This is a genomic window from Croceicoccus sp. YJ47 (genome assembly GCF_016745095.1).
Classification (GTDB): Bacteria; Pseudomonadota; Alphaproteobacteria; order Sphingomonadales; family Sphingomonadaceae; genus Croceicoccus.
The window spans coordinates 1,879,303-1,897,573 of sequence record NZ_CP067087.1 but is presented as its reverse complement, the minus strand read 5'-3'; the positions used below and the strand labels follow the sequence as shown (position 1 = coordinate 1,897,573).

Genomic DNA, 18,271 nt, shown 5'->3' with positions numbered 1-18,271 from the left:
TGAGTTGCACGAATGCGCCGCGACATGCGCCAAACCGTGCCTGTGCCCGTCGATCAGCGCGGAAATTCGGTGCGCAGCCCCACCCATAGCGTTCGCGGCGTGCCCAGATCGACGCGCCCGTCCTGCGCCCGCGTGACGACCTCCTCATCGAACAGGTTTTCGCCGCGCAGCACGAGCCGGAACCGTTCGGAAAGCGCCACCGATGCAAACGCGTCGAGCGTCGTTGCCGCGGGCAGGATGTCGGTGTTGCGGTCATCCTCGAATCGCGCCCCTTCGTGCCGCAGCGTGGCGGACAATTCGACGCCGCGCACAGGGGTCGCGCCTGCCGTCGCGCTGGCCGCGAATTTCGGCGTCTGCGCGGGGCGGAGACCGTCGAGCGCGGCGCCGGCCCCGCTCGCCTCGTTCTGCGCATCGGTCCATGCCGCCGAGAGCGCGAGCGAAAAGACGCTCAATCGGCCCTGCGCGGTGAGTTCGAGCCCGCGTGCGACGATGGCATCGATATTGCGGCGCTGGCGCAGATTGTCGCCGATGGTAACGTTGGTCACCGCGTTTTCGAGCCGGTTGTCGAACGCCGTCAGCGACACGGCCCAGGACCGGCCCGCCCCCCCCTTGCGAAGATCGAAACCGCCTTCGAACCCTTTCAGCGTTTCATTGCGGAGCGCGGCATTCGCTTCGGTTACGACCGGAAACACGACGAAGGGCCGGTAAAGTTCGTTCAACGTGGGCAGCCGCAGCCCGCTATAGGCCGCCGCGCGCAGTTTCAGGCCGCCGCCCACATCGAACACCGCCCCGCCCCGCAGCGATTCCTGCCAACCGGCACGGGTGGGATAGCGCGCATCGATGGTGAGCGCATTGGCGCCGTCGCGTTCGGTATAGAATCCGTCCGCGATCCGGTAACGATCCACCCGCGCCCCCGCCGTCAGGACAAGCCGCCCGAGCCGCCAGTCATCCTCCACATAAAAGCCGAGATCGGTATTGCGCCCGCCGGCGCTTCTCCGCGCGGTCTGCGCGCCGGTGAAGGCGCTATACGCATCCTCGCGCAGTTCGCCGTCCGCGATGCGAAGATCGGTCCCGATGCGAAGCGTGTGCGACACGCCGAGCGGCGGGCGCAGTTCCAGCTTTCCGCCAAGCCCGGTCGACGGCGTCGCACGCTGATCCAGCACGCGGGTGAAGCGCGAGGATGAAATCACCACATTGGAAAAATCGCGCAATTGCACGTAACCCAGCGCATCGAAACGCCACGCCCCGGTGCCGATGAAACGCAGGCTGAAATCCTGCCCCTGCGAGCGGCTGTCGGCACCGTCGAAGCGAAGCGTGCGTGCATCGTCGAAGGCGGCGACGCGCATCTGCATCTCGACATCCGGGCTGACCGGCGCAACCCCGCGCAGCGCGAACGACCAGCTGTCATAGGCCGCCCGTGCGCTGGCCGGCACGCGATCGGCGACGGGCGTGGTGAAAAACCCCGGCCCCCTGTCCCACCGGCCCGACATGTCGACGAAACCGGCGCCGAGCCGGGGAGAGGCGCCGGCGTAGAGCTCGCTCCCGCCGCGGTCGTTCACGAATGCCCCGGCGCGCAGCGAACCTTTATCGTCGATCCCTGCGCTTTCGAGGGCGATCGTGCCCGCCACCGCACCGGCGCCGAACGCGCCCGAGCCGCCACCACGCACCACCGTCACCCGCGACAGGCGTTCGGGTGGAAGCGCGCTATAGGGGATATAGCCGAAGAACGGATTGGCCTGCGGAATACCGTCGAGCAGGACCAGGCTCCGGCTGGTGGCATTGCCGCCGAGTGCGCGCAAAGTCGCCCCCTGCGCCGAAGGATTGGCGGCGCGGCTGTCGGACCGGCGGAACTGCTGAAACCCCGCGACGCCTTGAAGCACATCCTCGATCCGGCCCGACGCGGCACGATTCAGCGCCTCGCGGTCCAGCACCACGGTATCATAGGCGGTTTCGCCCGGCGTCGGATCCAGTCCGCGCCCGGTCACGATGATATCCGCGCGCGGGAGGATATCCGCGCGCGGGGGCGGCGCGTCCGGCGCGGCGGTTTGCGCCCACGCCTGGCTACCCCCCGGCGACAAGGCCATCGCCGCGGCGCAGAGGGTGGTGCGAAGGAGCAGGACGTTGCGCGAAATAGTCATGCCCCGCCTGTGCGCCACGCGCGGCATGATGCGCAAGCCAAAGCGGGTTCAATCGATCCGGTAATCGATCGGGCGAAAGCTTCCGCCATTGCTGTCATAGGCGGAACAGGCCGTCATCCCGATGATTAGGTCCATCTTCGCGCGAAACGCGATGCGATCGCCGGGCCTGCTGGTCGGCGGGAGCACGCGCAGGCGCCCCGTCTCCCCATCGACCGGCACGTTCATGAAACAGTTGAAGGCGATGGGGATGTCGTCCTCCCCGATCCCGAACGGGCGCAACACCTCGGCCAGATTGCCGAAGCAGCCGCGATGGACGGGTTTGTCCTTGTAGAAATGCGCGAAGGTCGCCGTGCTGCATGGCGTGAGCAGGAAATCGTGCAGGCCGACCGTATCCTCCTCGATCTCCAGCATGACATTCGACCGATTCGAATAGAGCGCATGCCCGGTGGTGAGCCGGATCGTTTCGGCATAATCCAGCGTCCGGCCCGACGATACGACCTCCGCCACGTCATGCGCATTATAGGCAAGGAGGTCCGAAACCTGCTGCCCCTCCGGGTCGAACACGGTCAGCAATTGCCCGGCGTGCAGGCGAAACCCCGTGCCACTGCGCGGGGGAATGCGGGTCACGGCGCCGGTCATACGATGGACATGTCGGCCCGGTCCGGACGTGAGAACGGACATTCCCAGTCGGCGGCAACCTCGCGCCCGGAATATTGCCGCGCCTCGCTGCTCTGCCCGTGGCGCGACAGCATCGGATTGGCCGAGCCGGCAAGCGCGATGTCGCGTTCGATGATCGTTTCCCGCATGGTTTCGTAACGGCCCTGCTGGCGCAGTTGCTCGAACTGATCATGCAGGTTGAATACCATGGTGGGGTGCGAAAACCGGCGTGCGGGGCGGCTGGCCGCCGGATGCAGGCCGACGACGAAGAACGCCTCGCCACCAAAGCTGAGCGAGAAATGCGGATCGTCGGGGTCCGCGCTGACCGAACGGTCGTGATCTTGCCCGCGCCAGGCATCCTTGTCCGAGAGCGACTGAATCCGCGACCAGAGCGTGCGCTCGAAGCCCTGCTCCGAAAGCGTGGGCACATCACGGAAAATCACCGCGAGCGAGCGAAACGCCGGGCGGTCATTGGTTTCGCGGTCGGCGCGATAATCCCACGCCCATGCGAGCAAGGCCTCGTGAATGCGAAGATCGTCCCATCCGCTTTCGATCGAGCGGGCGACGAGCACTTTCAAACACCCCCTGGCGAGCGCAGATTTTGCGCCAACGCACGGGAATTCCTGATCCTTTACGAATGCCTCGAACGATTCTGCGATGGCACCGTCCGACGCCTTTGCGTTTTCAAACATCGACTGGTTCATCTCTTGCCGGGTGGAAGTAGCTCAACGAGCCAGGACGTTCCGCGTTCCATCGGCTCGCCATGCGAAAAGGCCGCCCGGTCGCCCGGACGGCCCTTTCGATTCGGAACCAGCGCGAAGGATCAGTGCTTCTTGTCGCGCCACACGTTCTGATACGCCATGTAGGCGAGGATCGAGGCGAAGATCAGGAACAGCACGACGGGCCACCCGGTCTGATGCCGCTGCTCCAGCTTGGGCTCCGCGGTCCAGGTCAGGAACGCGGACACGTCGCGGGCCATGTCGTCGATCCCGGCCGGCGAACCGTCGTCGAACGTCACCTGTCCATCGCTCGTCAAGGGCGGTGCCATGGCGAGGTTGAGGTTCGGGAAATACGGGTTGAAATGCAGCCCGCTCGGCGTCGCGAAATCGGGGAATTCCTCGGCCAGGCTCTCGCCATCGACGGAGAAGGTCGCCGGATCGCGATAGCCGGTCAGCAGCGAATAGACGTAGTTCGAGCCGTCATGCCGCGCCTTGGTGATGAGCGAGAGATCGGGCGGAACCGCATTGTTGTTCGCCGCACGCGCCGCCACGTCGTTGGGATAGGGCGACGGGAAATAATCGGTCGGCAGCGCGGGACGCGTCGTGGCCTCGCCCGTGCCGGGATCGATACCGGGCACCTGCCATGCGGCGGCTTCGGCCTTCACCTGCGCCTCGGAATAGCCCAGCGCTTCAAGGTTGCGGAACGACACCAGCCGGAGCGAGTGACAGGCCGAGCAGACTTCCTTGTAGACCTTGTAGCCGCGCTGAAGCTGCTGCTCGTCGAAGGTGCCGAACCAGCCTGCGCTCTGCAGCTCCGCATCGCGCGGATGCAGGTGGAAGACATGCTCTGCCGTTTCCTCCGCATCGTCCGTCGCCCAGGTGTAGGCGCCGACGATGAAGCTGTAGAGCAGGACGATGCAGAAACCTGCGCCGACGAGGATACCGATGATGCGGGCCATGTTACGCGTCTTTCTCTTCTCTCGTTCGGATCAGGCCGTCGCCGGACGGTGGGCACCATCGCCCGAGGCACCCAGCGGCACGGCATCGTCCGCGCCCGCCTTCTCGCCCAGCACCGCCTCGGTGATGGAATGCGGCAGGGCCTTGGGCTTCTCGATCATGGACACGATCGGGAGGATGATCAGGAAATGGGCGAAGTAATAGGTCGCCGCGATCTGGCTCAACATGACGAAGGGTTCCTCTGCCGGCGCACCGCCGCAGTAGAACAGCACCGCCATGCAGGGGATGAGGCCGAACCAGAAGAACTTCTTGAACAGCGGGCGATAGAGACCCGAACGCACGGGCGACTTGTCCAGCCAGGGCAGGAAGAACCACACCAGAATCGAGGCGAACATCGCGATCACGCCCATCAGCTTCGCCGGCATGAACAGGAAGTCCTGCGTGAAGGCGCGAAGAATGGCGTAGAACGGCCAGAAATACCATTCGGGCACGATGTGCGCCGGCGTCGAAAGCGGGTTCGCCGGGATATAGTTATCCGGATGGCCGAGATAGTTCGGCAGGAAGAACACGAACCCCGTGTACAGCACCAGGAACACCGCGAGGCCGAAGCCGTCCTTCGCCGTGTAATAGGGGTGGAACGGCACGGTGTCGCTCTCGGTCTTCACCTCGACGCCGGTCGGGTTGGACGAGCCGGGAATATGCAGCGCCCAGATGTGCAGGATCACGACGCCCGCGATCACGAAGGGCAGCATGAAGTGCAGCGAGAAGAAGCGGTTGAGCGCGGCATTGTCAGGCGCGAAACCGCCCAGCAGCCAGATCTGCAACGGCTCACCGACGAGCGGGATCGCGCCGAAAAGCCCGGTAATCACCTTCGCACCCCAGAACGACATCTGCCCCCAGGGAAGGACGTAGCCCATGAACGCAGTCGCCATCATCAACAGGAAGATGACCACGCCGAGGAGCCAGATCATCTCGCGCGGGGCCTTGTACGAGCTGAAGAACAGGCCGCGGAAGATGTGGATATAGACGACGATGAAGAAGAAGGATGCGCCGTTCGCATGCGCGTAACGCAGCATCCAGCCCCAGTTGACGTCGCGCATGATGTGTTCGACCGAATCGAACGCCACCAGCGCATTGGCGCCATAATGCATCGCCAGCACGACGCCGGTAATGATCTGCAACATGAGACAGAACCCGGCGAGCACGCCGAAATTCCAGAAATAGTTGAGATTGCGCGGCACCGGATAGCCGGCGCCCACGGCGTTATAGACGAGGCGCGGAACCGGCAGCTTCTCGTCGATCCAGCGGGTCAGTCCGGTCTTCGGCTGATACTGCTTTGCCCAGGGAAAACTCATGGTGTCCTATCCTCAGCCGATGACAACCGTGGTGTCGGAAGTAAACTGATACTCCGGCACGACGAGGTTCAGGGGGGCGGGGCCTTTGCGGATGCGGCCGGCGGTGTCGTAGTGCGAACCGTGGCAGGGGCAGAAATATCCGCCGAATTCGCCCTTGTTCTCACCCTCGCCCGCGCCGAGCGGCACGCAGCCCAGATGGGTGCACACGCCCATGGTGATGAGCCAGTTGAGATGCCCCTCCGCGGTGCGGTCCTCCAGCGTTTCGGGATCGCGCAGCGAAGACGCGTCGACCGCATCCGCCGCCGCGATTTCGGCCGGAAGGAGATTGCGCACGAACAAAGGCTGCTTGCGGAACACGGCCTTGATCGCCTGCCCGGGTTCGATCGCGGAAAGATCGACCTCGGTCGAGGATTCGGCGAGCACGTCGGCCGACGGCGCCATCTGGCTGATGAGCGGATAGAGAACGGCAAGCGCGCCGACCCCGCCGAAACTGACCGCGGCGATCTCGATGAAATCGCGGCGGCGTACGCCGTTTTCTCCGTCGCCTTCGACCTTTGCGGTCACCGGTTCGGAATGTTCGACGGTCGCGTCTGCCATGCCTGACTCTGCCCTGCTCTGAACGTCCGGCAAGCGCGCCGGACATAAGAAAATTCGTGGATCGGAAGGCTGTCGGAACGTCCCCCTGTGACAGTTGGGGCCGCATGCACACGCATTCGGCCCGTCGCCGTCATGGGGCGCCTCATAGACAGGACGCGCGAATTTTCCAATAGATTTTCCACCCGCGAATTTGCGTTGTTCGCACCCGCATCATGCCGGTGTGGCCCGCCGCACCCCCGCCCCTTCGGGCCATCCGGACGCGCCAAAGGCCATCACCTTGAAAAGATCGCCCATCGCATCGGGCGCCGTCAACCGCTCCAACGCGGCCAAGAGGCTGTCGCGCGCGTGCGGATTCGCCTCGGCCAGCGCCTGTGCGCGCTGCCCCATGCCGAGCGCCATCAGGAACACGCCCTGGCTCGCCGTGCCGTGGAGGACGCATCCCGCCCGCTCCGCCGTTTCGATAAGCGCGGGAAAATCGACATGCGCGGTGATGTCCGCGGTCCCCGGCGCATCGAGCACATCGACCTTTTCATGCGCGCGCACGGCCTGAAGCGTGGAGCCGGTCCGCGGTGCGAGATGGCCGTAATCGATGGTCAGCATCGCGCCGCCCGCCTCGGCAATCGTCTTCGCAAGATCGCCGAGAATCGCCGCCGCCGCCGGATTCGTCTCGATCAGCGTGCCTTCTTCCGCATCGTCATGTCGCGGCGGCACGGCGGCATCCATCGGCCTGTCGCCTGCCAGCGTGACGAACGCATCGCCGTCCAGCCCCACCATGCGTTCGCGCCACCCCCGCCCCGTGCGCACCAGTTGCCGCACGGGGAGCGCGTCGAAAAATTCATTGGCCACGACGATCACGGGCCGGTCCGTCGGCAGCGCGGCGACATCCTCGTGAAACTGCGCATCGGGCACAAGCTCGGCCTGCTTTTCGCGCAGGACCGGCGAAGCCTCGACAAGGTGGACCGTCGGCGAAAGCCCCGCCGCCCGGATCACGCGCAACGCATCGCGCGCCAGCGTGCCGCGCCCCGGTCCCAGCTCGACATAGGCGAAATCCCGCGCTTCGGCCCGGATGGTGAGGTCGGCGATCCAGCCGCCGATCATCTCGCCGAACATCTGGCTGATTTCCGGCGCGGTGATGAAATCCCCTGCGGTGCCGAGCGGATCGCGATGCGCGTAATAATGCGCGTTCGCCTCCGCCATATATTGCGCCACGGGAATCGGCCCGTGCGCACGGATCAAGCGCCTGAGCCCCGCCGTGAGGTCGCCGCCATTCGTATCGCCGTTCATCTCAAACCGCCCCGGTAGCGGCATCCCGGCGCGCGTCGGGCTGCTGTCCAAGGGCAGGCTTGCGCAAGGCCCGCACCACGAAGAACAGCCCGATCGCGATCAGCGGCAGGGTCAGCCATTGCCCCATGGAAAGCCCCGTTTCGGCGGCGAATTCGGCAAGCTGCGCATCGGGTTCGCGGAAGAATTCCACGATGAACCGGGCAAAGGCGATGCCGGCGGTAAACGTCCCGACGAGCAATCCTGGCCGCCAGCGCGCCCGCGTCATCCAGAACAGCGCGAGCATCACGAGAATGAGCAGCAACCCTTCGAGGCCCGCTTCGTAAAGCTGGCTCGGATGGCGGGGGAGCGGCCCGGCGCGGGGAAAGACCATCGCCCACGGCACGTCGGCGGGTCGGCCCCACAATTCGCCGTTCACGAAATTCGCCAGCCGCCCGAACATCATGCCGAAGGGCACGTTGACCGCGATATAGTCGCACACGCGCAGGAACTGAAGCTGTCCGCGGTGGCTGACCCAGGCGATCGCGGCCAGCACGCCGGCCACCCCGCCGTGAAAGCTCATCCCCCCGTCCCACAGGCGCAGCAGGTCCCAGCTCACCGTTTCCCCGCTCGTCCACCCGGTCCAGAGCGAGGGGTCGTAAAACGCCGCATAGCCGAGCCTGCCGCCCACGATAATGCCGAGCGTACACCAGAAGAACAGATCCTCCGCATGGCGCTGCGCCATGGGCGCGCCCGGCGCCTTCAGCATGCGGGACAGATGCCAATACCCGACGAGAATCCCCGCAAGATAGGCCAGCGAATACCAGCGCAGGGTGAACCAGCCGAGTTCGATGCCCGGACGCAGGCCGAGATTTTCCCAGTAGATCGGCGCATCGTTCGCGGCGCTGGCCAATATCTGCAACACGGGCACGGCGGTTTCCTTCTTCCAATCGTGGCGCGCGCGCCGCTGTGGGCGCCCCTGCCGCGCGGCTTTTGGCACAGCGCGGGCCATGATGATAGGCCGCTTGGCGCCCCAATTGCGCACCGTGGCACGAGGTGGGTGGAAACTCGCCCCTGTCGCACCGATATGTTAATCCCTGCCCGGATAAACCGCACATGTGCCCGGACAGGACTGTCCGCCCCGCCCCATTCGTGCACGAGGAAACACACTTGGCCCGCAGCCCGATACCCAGCCAGCGCCGCATCATCGACCGCCGCCGCGTCGTGGCGAAACTCGACGCGCTGATCGACGACATGGACACGCTCGACCGGCAGCCGCTCATCGCGCTGCTGCGCGGAGCGCTGTCGGACGGGCGGGCCGAAATCGCGCGGCGGCTGGAGACGGAGCCATCCGCCGGGCACAAGGCCGCCGCGGCGCAGGCATTCCTCGTCGATCAGATCGTGCGCATCATCCACGATCACGTCATCACCCATGTCTATTCCGCCGCCAACCGCAGCAAGGGCGAGCATCTCGCCATCATGGCGGTGGGCGGATACGGGCGCGGCGAAATGGCGCCGCAATCGGACGTCGACATCGCGTTCCTCACCCCCATGCGCAACACCCCCTGGTGCGAGCAGGTGATCGAGGCGATGCTCTATTACCTGTGGGATCTGGGGCTGAAAGTCGGCCATTCGAGCCGGTCGATCGACGACATGGTCCGCATGGCGAAACAGGACCTCACCATCCGCACCGCCCTGCTCGAAGGGCGATTCCTGTGGGGGGAGCAGGCGCTTTACGATGTCGCGAAACAGCGGTTCTGGAACGACGTGGTGACAGGGTCGGAGCGTCAGTTCGTGTCGGAAAAACTGGCCGAGCGCGAGGCGCGGCACAAGCGCATGGGCGACAGCCGCTATGTCGTGGAACCCAATGTGAAGGAGGGCAAGGGCGGCCTGCGCGACCTGCACACGCTCTACTGGATCGGGAAATACATCCACCAGGTCCGCGAACCGCGCGAGCTGGTCGATGCGGGCCTGCTCACCCCGGCCGAATTCCGCGCCTTTCGCCGGGCCGAGAATTTCTTCTGGGCGGTGCGCTGCCATCTGCACACGATCACCGGGCGCGAGGAGGACAGGCTGACCTTCGACCTGCAGCGCGAGGTCGCCGCCCGCATGAATTTCGCCGACCGCCCGGGCAAGAGCGCGGTCGAACGCTTCATGCATTACTATTTCCTGCAGGCAAAGCGCGTCGGCGGGCTGACCGGCGTGTTCCTCGCGCAGATGGAGGAGCAGTTCGCGAAGAGCCAGTCGGCAAGGCTCATGGCGAAGCTGACCGAAAAGCGGCGCAAGGTTCGCGGCTTCGTCATCGCGGGCGGGCGCATCACCGTGCCGGACGACGATTTCTTTGCCGAAGACCCGGTGCGGCTGATCGAGATATTCACCCTCGCGAACAAGGAAGGGGTGGAGGTCCATCCCGACGCGATGCGCATGGCCGATCGCGATTCGGGCCTCATCACCGGCAAGATCCGCCGCGACAAGCGCGCCAATGCGCTGTTCCTCGATCTGTTGTCGAGCGAGGACAATCCCGAACTCGCGCTGCGCTGGATGAACGAGGCGGGTGTGTTCGGGCGCATCATGCCCGAATTAGGCCGCGTCGTCGCACAGATGCAGTTCGACATGTACCACCACTACACCGTCGACGAACACACGATCCGCGCCATCGGAAAGCTCGCCGAGATCGAGAGCGGGGAGGTGGAGGAGGCGCACCCCGTTTCGACCGCGATCATTCCCAAGCTTCAGCATCGCCGCGCGCTTTATGTCGCGACGCTCCTGCACGATATTGCCAAGGGGCGCGGCGGCGATCATTCGGTGCTGGGCGCGGAAATCGCGAAGAAGGTCGGCCCGCGCCTGGGGCTGAGTGCGGAGGAGACGGGGCTCGTGTCCTGGCTCGTGCGCTATCATTTGTTGATGAGCGCGACCGCGTTCAAGCGCGACCTGTCCGATCCGAAGACGATCAACGATTTCGTCACCGAGGTGCAATCGCTCGAACGGCTGCGGCAATTGCTCGTGCTGACCGTGGTGGACATCGGTGCGGTGGGACCGGGCGTCTGGAACAGCTGGAAAGGACAATTGCTCGGCGAATTGTTCACCGCGGCGGAGGAACGCCTGCGCCTCGGCTTCAAGTCAAACGGGCGCATGCACAAGATCGAGGCGCGCAAGGACGCCGCCCGCGAATTGCTCGCCGGGGATGCGGGGCTGGTCGACACGGTCGGCGCGGCGATGCACGAATCCTACTGGATCGCGGAAAGCGAGGAGGTGATTGCCCGCAATCTGCGCCAGATGGACGCGATGGGCGAGGATGCACTCTCCATCGAATGCCATTACTGGGAAGAGCGCGGCGCCACCATGGTCACGGTCGTCACGCCCGACCATCCGGGCCTGTTTTCGCGCATCGCCGGCGGCATCCACCTGGTAAGCGGGAACATCATCGACGCGCGCATCCACACCAATCGAAACGGGCGCGCGGTGGACAATTTCCTGGTGCAGGACCCGATGTGCCGCCCGTTTCGCGAGGAATCGCAGATCGCCCGGCTGACCCAGTCGATCCGCGACACGCTCGCCAACAAGGTGAAGCTGGTGCCGCAGCTCGCCGCGCGGCCCATGTCGCGCCCGCGCGCCGACGCGTTCGAGGTGCAGCCGCGCGTGACCTTCGACAATGACGCATCGAATCGCTTTACCGTGGTGGAGGTGAACGCCCGCGACCGCCCGGCCCTGCTCAACCGGCTCGCCCGCGCCATGTTCGAGGCGAAGCTGCTCATCAACTCGGCGCATGTCACCCATTACGGGGAGCGCGCGGCCGATACGTTCTACGTCACCGACCTGCTCGGCGACAAGATCACGGCGAAGGCGCGGCTGGACGCGCTCGAAAAACGGCTGCTGGAGGCGGTGGAGGCGACGGAGGAGGCCGCGGGCTAGCGCAGGCGGCCCCGGTTCAACCCGCCGCGCGCAACCGTTCCAGCGCCCGCTCCCGCCCGATCAGCGGCAGCAGCGCGGCCATGTCCGGCCCGTGCCCCCGCCCGGTGAGCGCGAGGCGCAGCGGCAGGAACAGCGCCTTGCCCTTGCGCCCGGTCGCGGCCTTCAGCCTGCCGGTGAGCGTCTTCCACGCACCCTCGTCCCATTCGATTCCCTGCGCATCCTGCACCGCTGCGGCGATAAAGGCGCGATCCTCGGCGTCGAGATCGGGTGCGGGAATTGGCCCCGTCACGACCTGCCACCAGTCCCCTGCATCGTTCAGCGTTTCAAGATTCGGGCGGATCGCGGCCCATGCGGCCTCGTCCATTCCTGTGGGCAGGCGATGGGCGATGGCGGCATAGTCCGTTTCGTGCAGGAGCTGCGCATTGATGCGCATCATTTCCGCCTCGTCGAAACGGGCAGGGGCGCGCCCGAACGTGGCAAGGTCGAAGCCTGTCGCCATCGCGTCGAGCGAACGCATCGCGGTAACAGGCTGCGACGTGCCGATGCGTGCCAGCACGGACAGCAACGCTTCGGGTTCCACGCCCTCCTCGCGCATTTCGTCCACCCCGGTCGAACCCAGACGTTTCGACAGCTTGCCCTCCGCCCCGGTGAGCAGCGCCTCATGCGCGAAACGCGGCGGCGCGGCGCCCAGCGCGGCAAACATCTGCACCTGCACCGCGGTGTTCGACACGTGATCCTCCCCGCGCAGCACGTCGGTAATGCCCATTTCGACATCGTCCACCGCGCTCGGCAACATATAGAGCCAGGATCCGTCGGCACGGCGAATCACCGGGTCGGACAGGGCGGCGGGGTCGAAATGCTGCGCCCCGCGAATCGCGTCGTCCCACGCGATCGGCGCGTCGTGATCGAGCCGGAAACGCCAGTGCGGGGCAATGCCCTTCGCCGCAAAATCGGCATGGTCCCGTTGCGTGAGTTCGAGCGCGGCGCGGTCGTAGATCGGCGGAAGCCCGCGGCCGAGCAGGATCTTGCGCTTAAGCTCCAGCTCCTGCGCCGTTTCGTAGGCGGCGTAAATCCGCCCCTCCGCGCGGAGCCGTTCGAACGCCGCCTCGTATATGTCCAGCCGCTGCGACTGCCGCGCCTCGCCATCGGCGGCGAGACCGAGCCATGCAAGATCGGCACGGATGGCATCGACGTGGCGTTCCTCCGAACGCTGCGCATCGGTGTCGTCGATACGCAGCAGGAAACGCCCGCCATCCTTCTTGGCCAGCAGGAAATTGTGCAGGGCGGTGCGAATATTGCCCACATGCAGCCGGCCGGTCGGCGAGGGGGCGAAACGGGTGATCGTGGTCATGGCCGCTGCGTTAGCGCCGTTCGCCGCTTATTGCGAGCGGAGCGTGACCGTATGCCCACCGCCGGAAATGCGCACCGCGCCTGTTCCCGACGGCTCGATGCTACGCGCCGCGTCGAGCACGTTTGCGGCATCCGCCACGCCGGGGGGAATGCCGATCGGGCATGGGTCGGGCGCGGGCACCCCCGGAGGAGCGTTCGCGGCAGCAATGGGCGGGTAAGCGCGGCGCTGCGTCTGAAAATGACGGCCCGATACGACATAGCCCCACGCATAGCCCGCGCAGGCCGGGCCCCAGCCGATGCTCGCGCCGTCGCCCACCATGACGGCTCCGGACGCGACCGCGCGTCCGTCGATCGCCGCAATGCGCCAATGTCCGGCGAGCGTCGGGACTGCGTCGCTGATGCGGGTCGAGTCGCCCCCGCCGCCATTCGTCTCGCCTGCGCCGGGACCGCATGCGCCTATCGCGGCCGCCAGCAAGAGGGGCACCGCACGCGACCACCGGGTCCGCAACCGCCCTGCCCGCACCGGCATCAATCCTGCAACAACCGCTCCGCGAGGCTGCCGATCTCGTCCGGTTCCAGAATCCAGGTCCGCGTCGCGCGCCCTTCGCGAAACACCGGCTTCGTCAGCAGGATCCGCGCATTCTCGCGCGCATGCGGCTTATACAGCGCGTAATGTTTCGCACATTCGTAGATCACCCCGATGATCGGCGTGCGCCCTTCGAGGTCGATCATCGTGGTAAGCTGGTCGCCGGGAATGTCGTCAATCGTGTATCGTTCCATTCCTCCTATCTTGGAGGCGGAACATGGCTTGGCAAGATGTGGGCAAAACGAAACCCCCGCCGGACGGGCCGACGGGGGTCTCGTGTCTCAGGAACGGGCGCGGGGATTATTCCGCGTCGTCTTCCTTCTTGTCCAGCTCGGCCTCGGAGACCGTGCCGTCGTGGTCGGCTTCCTCGACATTGAGGTAGTCGCCCGCATCCGCATCGGTGCCGTGGGTTTCACCCTCGACCGTGGCGAGCGGATCGTCGCCGATCGCCGCATCCTCGGTCTGGGCCAGCTCGGCCTCGTGTTCCTCGGCGGCGGTTTCCGCTGCGACCAGCGCTTCCTGCATCTTGCGATACTGGGCGCGCAGGGCGACATCGCGGCTGGTGGCCGCAACGCGCATCCGGTTCATGCCCGCGCCGGTGCCGGCGGGGATGAGACGGCCCACGATCACGTTTTCCTTCAGCCCGATCAGCGAGTCCTTCTTCCCCTCGACCGCCGCCTGCGTCAGCACGCGGGTGGTTTCCTGGAACGAAGCAGCCGAGATGAACGAACGCGTCTGCAACGAGGCCTTGGTGATGCCGAGAAGGATCGGCTTGCCCTCGGCCTTGGCCTGATTCTTGGTCAGCTTGGCGTTGTACTCCAGCATTTCCTCGTAATCGACCTGCTCGCCCGGAAGCAGCGTGGTGTCGCCGCCATTGGTGATCTCGACCTTCTGAAGCATCTGGCGAACGATCACCTCGATGTGCTTGTCGTTGATCTTCACGCCCTGCAAGCGATAGACTTCCTGAATCTCGTTGACGAGATATTCGGCCAGCGGCTCGATGCCGAGAACCTCCAGAATGTCATGCGGGTCGGGCGAACCGGAAATCAGATTGTCGCCCTTCTTGACGAAATCGCCTTCCTGCACATCGATCACGCGGGTCTTGGGGATCAGGTACTCGACCGGATCGCCCTCCTCCGGAACGATGGCGATCTTGCGCTTCGCCTTGTAATCGCGGACGAATTCGATCCGGCCCGCGATTTTCGCGATGATCGAATTGTCCTTCGGCTTGCGGGCCTCGAACAGTTCGGCAACGCGCGGCAGACCGCCGGTGATGTCGCGGGTCTTGGCGGCTTCGCGGCTGGCGCGGGCGAGGATGTCGCCTGCCTCGACCTGCTGACCGTCATCGACCGAGAGCGAGGTGCCCGGCGCCAGCATGTAGCGCGCGGCCTCCGTCTCGTCCGACCCTTCGCCGAGCAGCGTCAGGCGCGGACGCATGTCCTCCTTCTTCGACCGGCCCTGGGCGCGATATTCGGTGACCACGCGCTGGGCGATGCCCGTCGCGTCGTCGACCTGCTCGGCCATGGTCTTGCCGTCAACGAGATCCTGGAACTTCACCACACCCGACTGCTCGGTGATGATGGGAAGCGTGAACGGATCCCATTCGGCAAGGCGATCGCCCTGCTCCACCTTGGCGCCGTCCTCGTGCATCAGCGTGGTACCATAAGGTACGCGGTGCATTTCGCGCTCGCGCCCTTCGGCATCGATGACGACGATTTCGCCGCTGCGGGCAAGCGACAGGCGCTTGCCGCGCTTGTCCACGATGGACGGCATGTCGCGGTGATGCACCGTGCCCGCCGAAACCGCCTCGAGATGGCTGGTTTCATTAAGCTGCGCCGCGCCGCCGATGTGGAACGTACGCATGGTGAGCTGCGTGCCCGGCTCGCCGATGGACTGCGCGGCGATGACGCCGACAGCCTCGCCGATGTTGACCGGCGTACCGCGCGCAAGGTCACGGCCATAGCACGTGCCGCACACGCCCATCTGCGCCTCGCAGACGAGCGGCGAGCGGATCTTGGCGACCTGCACTTCGGCGGCCTCGATCTCGACCACCATCGGTTCGTCGATCAACGTGCCCTTCTTGACGATGACCTCGTTCGTCTTCGCATTGACGAGATCCTCGGCCAGCGTGCGGCCCAGGATACGCTCACCCAGCGAGGCGATCGTCGAACCGCCCTGAATGATCGCGCGCATTTCGAGCGCCTTCTCGGTCTTGCAGTCTTCCTCGACGATGACGCAATCCTGCGACACGTCGACGAGACGGCGCGTGAGATAGCCGGAGTTCGCCGTCTTCAACGCCGTATCGGCGAGACCCTTGCGGGCGCCGTGGGTGGAGTTGAAGTATTCGAGGACGGTCAGGCCTTCCTTGAAGTTCGAGATGATCGGCGTCTCGATGATCTCGCCCGACGGCTTGGCCATGAGGCCGCGCATGCCGGCGAGCTGCTTCATCTGCGCCGGCGAACCACGCGCGCCGGAGTGGCTCATCATGTAGATCGAGTTGATCTGCGCCTCGCGGCCGTTTTCGTCCTTGGGCGTGGCCTTGATGCGGTCCATCATCTCGGCCGCGACCTTGTCGCCGCACTGCGACCAGGCGTCGATCGCCTTGTTGTACTTTTCCTGCCAGGTGATCAGGCCGTCCTGGTACTGCTGCTCGTATTCGGCGACCTGGGCCTTGGTCTCCTCGATCATGCCTTCCTTGGTCTCGGGAATGATCATGTCGTCCTTGCCGAACGAGATGCCGGCCTTGAACGCGTTGGAGAAACCGAGCGTCATGATGGCGTCGGCGAACAGCACCGTGTCCTTCTGACCGGTGTGGCGATAGACCTGGTCGATGACGTCGCCGATTTCCTTCTTGGTGAGAAGGCGGTTGACGACCTCGAACGGGACGGTGTGCTTCTTGGGGAGGCACTCGCCGATGAGCATGCGGCCGGGCGTGGTTTCCACCCGCTTCATGTACTGCTTGCCCTTCTCGTCGGTCTGCGGAACGCGGGCCTCGATCTTGGTATGCAGCGTCACCGCCTTCACCTGAAGCGCCTGGTGCACCTCGGCCATGTCGGCGAACTTCATGCCCTCGCCCGGCTCGCCTTCGCGGTCCATGGACAGGTAATACAGGCCCAGCACCATGTCCTGCGACGGCACGATGATCGGCTTGCCGTTCGCGGGGCTGAGGATGTTGTTCGTCGACATCATCAACACGCGCGCTTCCAACTGCGCCTCGAGGCTCAGCGGGACGTGGACGGCCATCTGGTCACCGTCGAAGTCGGCGTTGAAGGCCGAGCATACGAGCGGGTGCAGCTGGATCGCCTTGCCTTCGATCAGCACGGGTTCGAACGCCTGAATGCCGAGACGGTGAAGCGTCGGCGCACGGTTCAGGAGCACGGGATGCTCGCGGATCACCTCGTCGAGGATGTCCCAGACTTCCTTGCGCTCCTTTTCCACCCATTTCTTCGCCTGCTTCAGCGTCATGGACAGACCCTTGGCGTCGAGGCGAGCGTAGATGAACGGCTTGAACAGCTCGAGCGCCATCTTCTTGGGCAGGCCGCACTGATGCAGCTTCAGCTCCGGCCCGGTCACGATGACCGAACGGCCCGAATAGTCGACGCGCTTGCCGAGCAGGTTCTGGCGGAAGCGGCCCTGCTTGCCCTTGAGCATGTCGGACAGCGATTTCAAAGGACGCTTGTTCGCGCCCGTGATGACGCGGCCGCGGCGACCATTGTCGAACAATGCGTCGACGGCTTCCTGCAACATGCGCTTTTCGTTGCGGACGATGATGTCCGGCGCACGCAGTTCGATGAGCCGCTTCAGGCGATTGTTGCGGTTGATGACCCGGCGATAGAGATCGTTCATGTCCGACGTCGCGAACCGGCCCCCGTCGAGCGGCACCAGCGGGCGCAGTTCGGGCGGAATGACGGGCACGACCTCGAGGATCATCCATTCGGGGCGGTTGCCCGAATCGATGAAGCTTTCAACGACCTTCAGCCGCTTGATGATCTTCTTGGGCTTCAGCTCGGACTTCGTCGTCCGCAGCTCTTCCATGAGATCGGCGCGTTCCTGTTCGAGGTCGAGCTCCATGAGCATGGTCTTGACCGCGGCGGCACCGATGTCGGCGCTGAACGCGTCCTCGCCATATTCGTCCTGCGCGTCGAGGAGTTCATCCTCGGTCAGCAGCTGGAACTTTTCCAGCGGCGTCAGGCCGGGCTCGACGACGATATAGCTTTCGAAATACAGCACGCGCTCGAGCTGCTTCAGTTGCATGTCGAGCAGCAGGCCGATGCGCGAAGGCAGCGATTTCAGGAACCAGATATGCGCAACCGGCGCGGCCAGTTCGATATGGCCCATACGCTCGCGGCGGACCTTGGTCACCGTCACCTCGACGCCGCATTTCTCGCAGACGACGCCCTTGTACTTCATGCGCTTGTACTTGCCGCACAGGCACTCGTAATCCTTCACCGGACCGAAGATGCGGGCACAGAACAGACCGTCGCGTTCGGGCTTGAACGTGCGGTAGTTGATGGTTTCCGGCTTCTTGATCTCGCCGAAGGACCACGAACGGATGCGTTCGGGCGAGGCCAGACCGATCTGAATCTGGTCGAAGGTCTCGGTCTTGGCGACCGGATTGGCGAATTTTGTCAGTTCGTTCATGTTTCAAATCCCTTGAGGGGAAAAATCCGTGGCGGCAGCGATAAGGATCGGGGCGCCTTGGGGCAGGTCCGCCGACCCGCCCCGTATCGCACCGCGCTT

General features: G+C 65.1%; 13 protein-coding genes. 1 reads left to right on the top strand and 12 read right to left on the bottom strand.

Features of this window, described 5'->3' with window-relative positions; all coding sequences use genetic code 11:
* Positions 1-53 precede the first annotated feature (53 nt).
* The 8 genes from JD971_RS09230 to lgt all read right to left on the bottom strand — a co-directional run bounded on the left by JD971_RS09230 (position 54) and on the right by lgt (position 8,608).
* Positions 54-2,138, bottom strand: a complete 2,085-nt coding sequence (locus tag JD971_RS09230) for a TonB-dependent siderophore receptor (RefSeq protein WP_236672024.1) — start codon at positions 2,136-2,138, stop codon at positions 54-56.
* A gap of 48 nt (positions 2,139-2,186) precedes the next feature.
* Positions 2,187-2,777, bottom strand: a complete 591-nt coding sequence (locus JD971_RS09225; protein ID WP_202082838.1) for a DUF1989 domain-containing protein — start codon at positions 2,775-2,777, stop codon at positions 2,187-2,189.
* Complete coding sequence (gene gntA, locus JD971_RS09220) at positions 2,774-3,499, bottom strand: guanitoxin biosynthesis heme-dependent pre-guanitoxin N-hydroxylase GntA (RefSeq protein WP_236672023.1); 726 nt, start codon at positions 3,497-3,499, stop codon at positions 2,774-2,776. The genes JD971_RS09225 and gntA overlap by 4 nt, the downstream gene beginning before the upstream one ends.
* A gap of 119 nt (positions 3,500-3,618) precedes the next feature.
* Positions 3,619-4,473, bottom strand: a complete 855-nt coding sequence (locus tag JD971_RS09215) for a cytochrome c1 (protein ID WP_202082836.1) — start codon at positions 4,471-4,473, stop codon at positions 3,619-3,621.
* A gap of 30 nt (positions 4,474-4,503) precedes the next feature.
* On the bottom strand, positions 4,504-5,826 hold the full coding sequence (locus tag JD971_RS09210; RefSeq protein ID WP_202082834.1) for a cytochrome b/b6: 1,323 nt from the start codon (positions 5,824-5,826) through the stop codon (positions 4,504-4,506).
* Between the two features lie 12 nt (positions 5,827-5,838).
* The gene (petA, locus tag JD971_RS09205) at positions 5,839-6,423 is read right to left on the bottom strand and encodes a ubiquinol-cytochrome c reductase iron-sulfur subunit (RefSeq protein WP_202082832.1); all 585 of its coding nucleotides are present in this window, start codon (positions 6,421-6,423) and stop codon (positions 5,839-5,841) included.
* A gap of 210 nt (positions 6,424-6,633) precedes the next feature.
* On the bottom strand, positions 6,634-7,707 hold the full coding sequence (locus tag JD971_RS09200; RefSeq protein ID WP_202082830.1) for a class I SAM-dependent methyltransferase: 1,074 nt from the start codon (positions 7,705-7,707) through the stop codon (positions 6,634-6,636).
* Position 7,708: 1 nt separating this feature from the next.
* On the bottom strand, positions 7,709-8,608 hold the full coding sequence (gene lgt, locus JD971_RS09195) for a prolipoprotein diacylglyceryl transferase (RefSeq protein ID WP_202087512.1): 900 nt from the start codon (positions 8,606-8,608) through the stop codon (positions 7,709-7,711).
* A gap of 245 nt (positions 8,609-8,853) precedes the next feature.
* Here lgt and JD971_RS09190 point away from each other — a divergent pair, with 245 nt between their 5' ends.
* Positions 8,854-11,595, top strand: coding sequence for a [protein-PII] uridylyltransferase (locus tag JD971_RS09190; RefSeq protein ID WP_236672022.1), 2,742 nt, complete (start codon positions 8,854-8,856; stop codon positions 11,593-11,595).
* Between the two features lie 16 nt (positions 11,596-11,611).
* Here JD971_RS09190 and gltX read toward each other — a convergent pair whose 3' ends face one another.
* From gltX to rpoC, 4 genes are all read right to left on the bottom strand, one after another.
* Entirely contained in the window at positions 11,612-12,946 is a 1,335-nt protein-coding gene (gene gltX, locus JD971_RS09185) for a glutamate--tRNA ligase (RefSeq protein WP_202082825.1), read from the bottom strand.
* A gap of 27 nt (positions 12,947-12,973) precedes the next feature.
* Positions 12,974-13,429: a hypothetical protein gene (locus JD971_RS09180; protein WP_202082823.1), complete on the bottom strand. Its 456-nt coding sequence runs from the start codon at positions 13,427-13,429 to the stop codon at positions 12,974-12,976.
* A 44-nt stretch (positions 13,430-13,473) separates the two neighbouring features.
* A complete protein-coding gene (locus JD971_RS09175) occupies positions 13,474-13,725 on the bottom strand; it encodes a hypothetical protein (RefSeq protein WP_202082821.1) in 252 nt (83 codons plus the stop codon).
* Between the two features lie 106 nt (positions 13,726-13,831).
* Complete coding sequence (rpoC, locus tag JD971_RS09170) at positions 13,832-18,172, bottom strand: DNA-directed RNA polymerase subunit beta' (protein ID WP_202082819.1); 4,341 nt, start codon at positions 18,170-18,172, stop codon at positions 13,832-13,834.
* Positions 18,173-18,271 lie beyond the last annotated feature (99 nt).

Excerpts from the sequence above, each read along its gene's own strand:
- petA (WP_202082832.1), bottom strand. The coding sequence starts at position 6,423 with ATGGCAGACGCGACCGTCGAACATTCCGAACCGGTGACCGCAAAGGTC.
- JD971_RS09215 (WP_202082836.1), bottom strand. The coding sequence starts at position 4,473 with ATGGCCCGCATCATCGGTATCCTCGTCGGCGCAGGTTTCTGCATCGTC.
- JD971_RS09175 (WP_202082821.1), bottom strand. The coding sequence starts at position 13,725 with ATGGAACGATACACGATTGACGACATTCCCGGCGACCAGCTTACCACG.
- gntA (WP_236672023.1), bottom strand. The coding sequence starts at position 3,499 with ATGAACCAGTCGATGTTTGAAAACGCAAAGGCGTCGGACGGTGCCATC.
- gltX (WP_202082825.1), bottom strand. The coding sequence starts at position 12,946 with ATGACCACGATCACCCGTTTCGCCCCCTCGCCGACCGGCCGGCTGCAT.
- rpoC (WP_202082819.1), bottom strand. The coding sequence starts at position 18,172 with ATGAACGAACTGACAAAATTCGCCAATCCGGTCGCCAAGACCGAGACC.
- JD971_RS09225 (WP_202082838.1), bottom strand. The coding sequence starts at position 2,777 with ATGACCGGCGCCGTGACCCGCATTCCCCCGCGCAGTGGCACGGGGTTT.
- JD971_RS09210 (WP_202082834.1), bottom strand. The coding sequence starts at position 5,826 with ATGAGTTTTCCCTGGGCAAAGCAGTATCAGCCGAAGACCGGACTGACC.
- JD971_RS09230 (WP_236672024.1), bottom strand. The coding sequence starts at position 2,138 with ATGACTATTTCGCGCAACGTCCTGCTCCTTCGCACCACCCTCTGCGCC.
- JD971_RS09200 (WP_202082830.1), bottom strand. The coding sequence starts at position 7,707 with ATGAACGGCGATACGAATGGCGGCGACCTCACGGCGGGGCTCAGGCGC.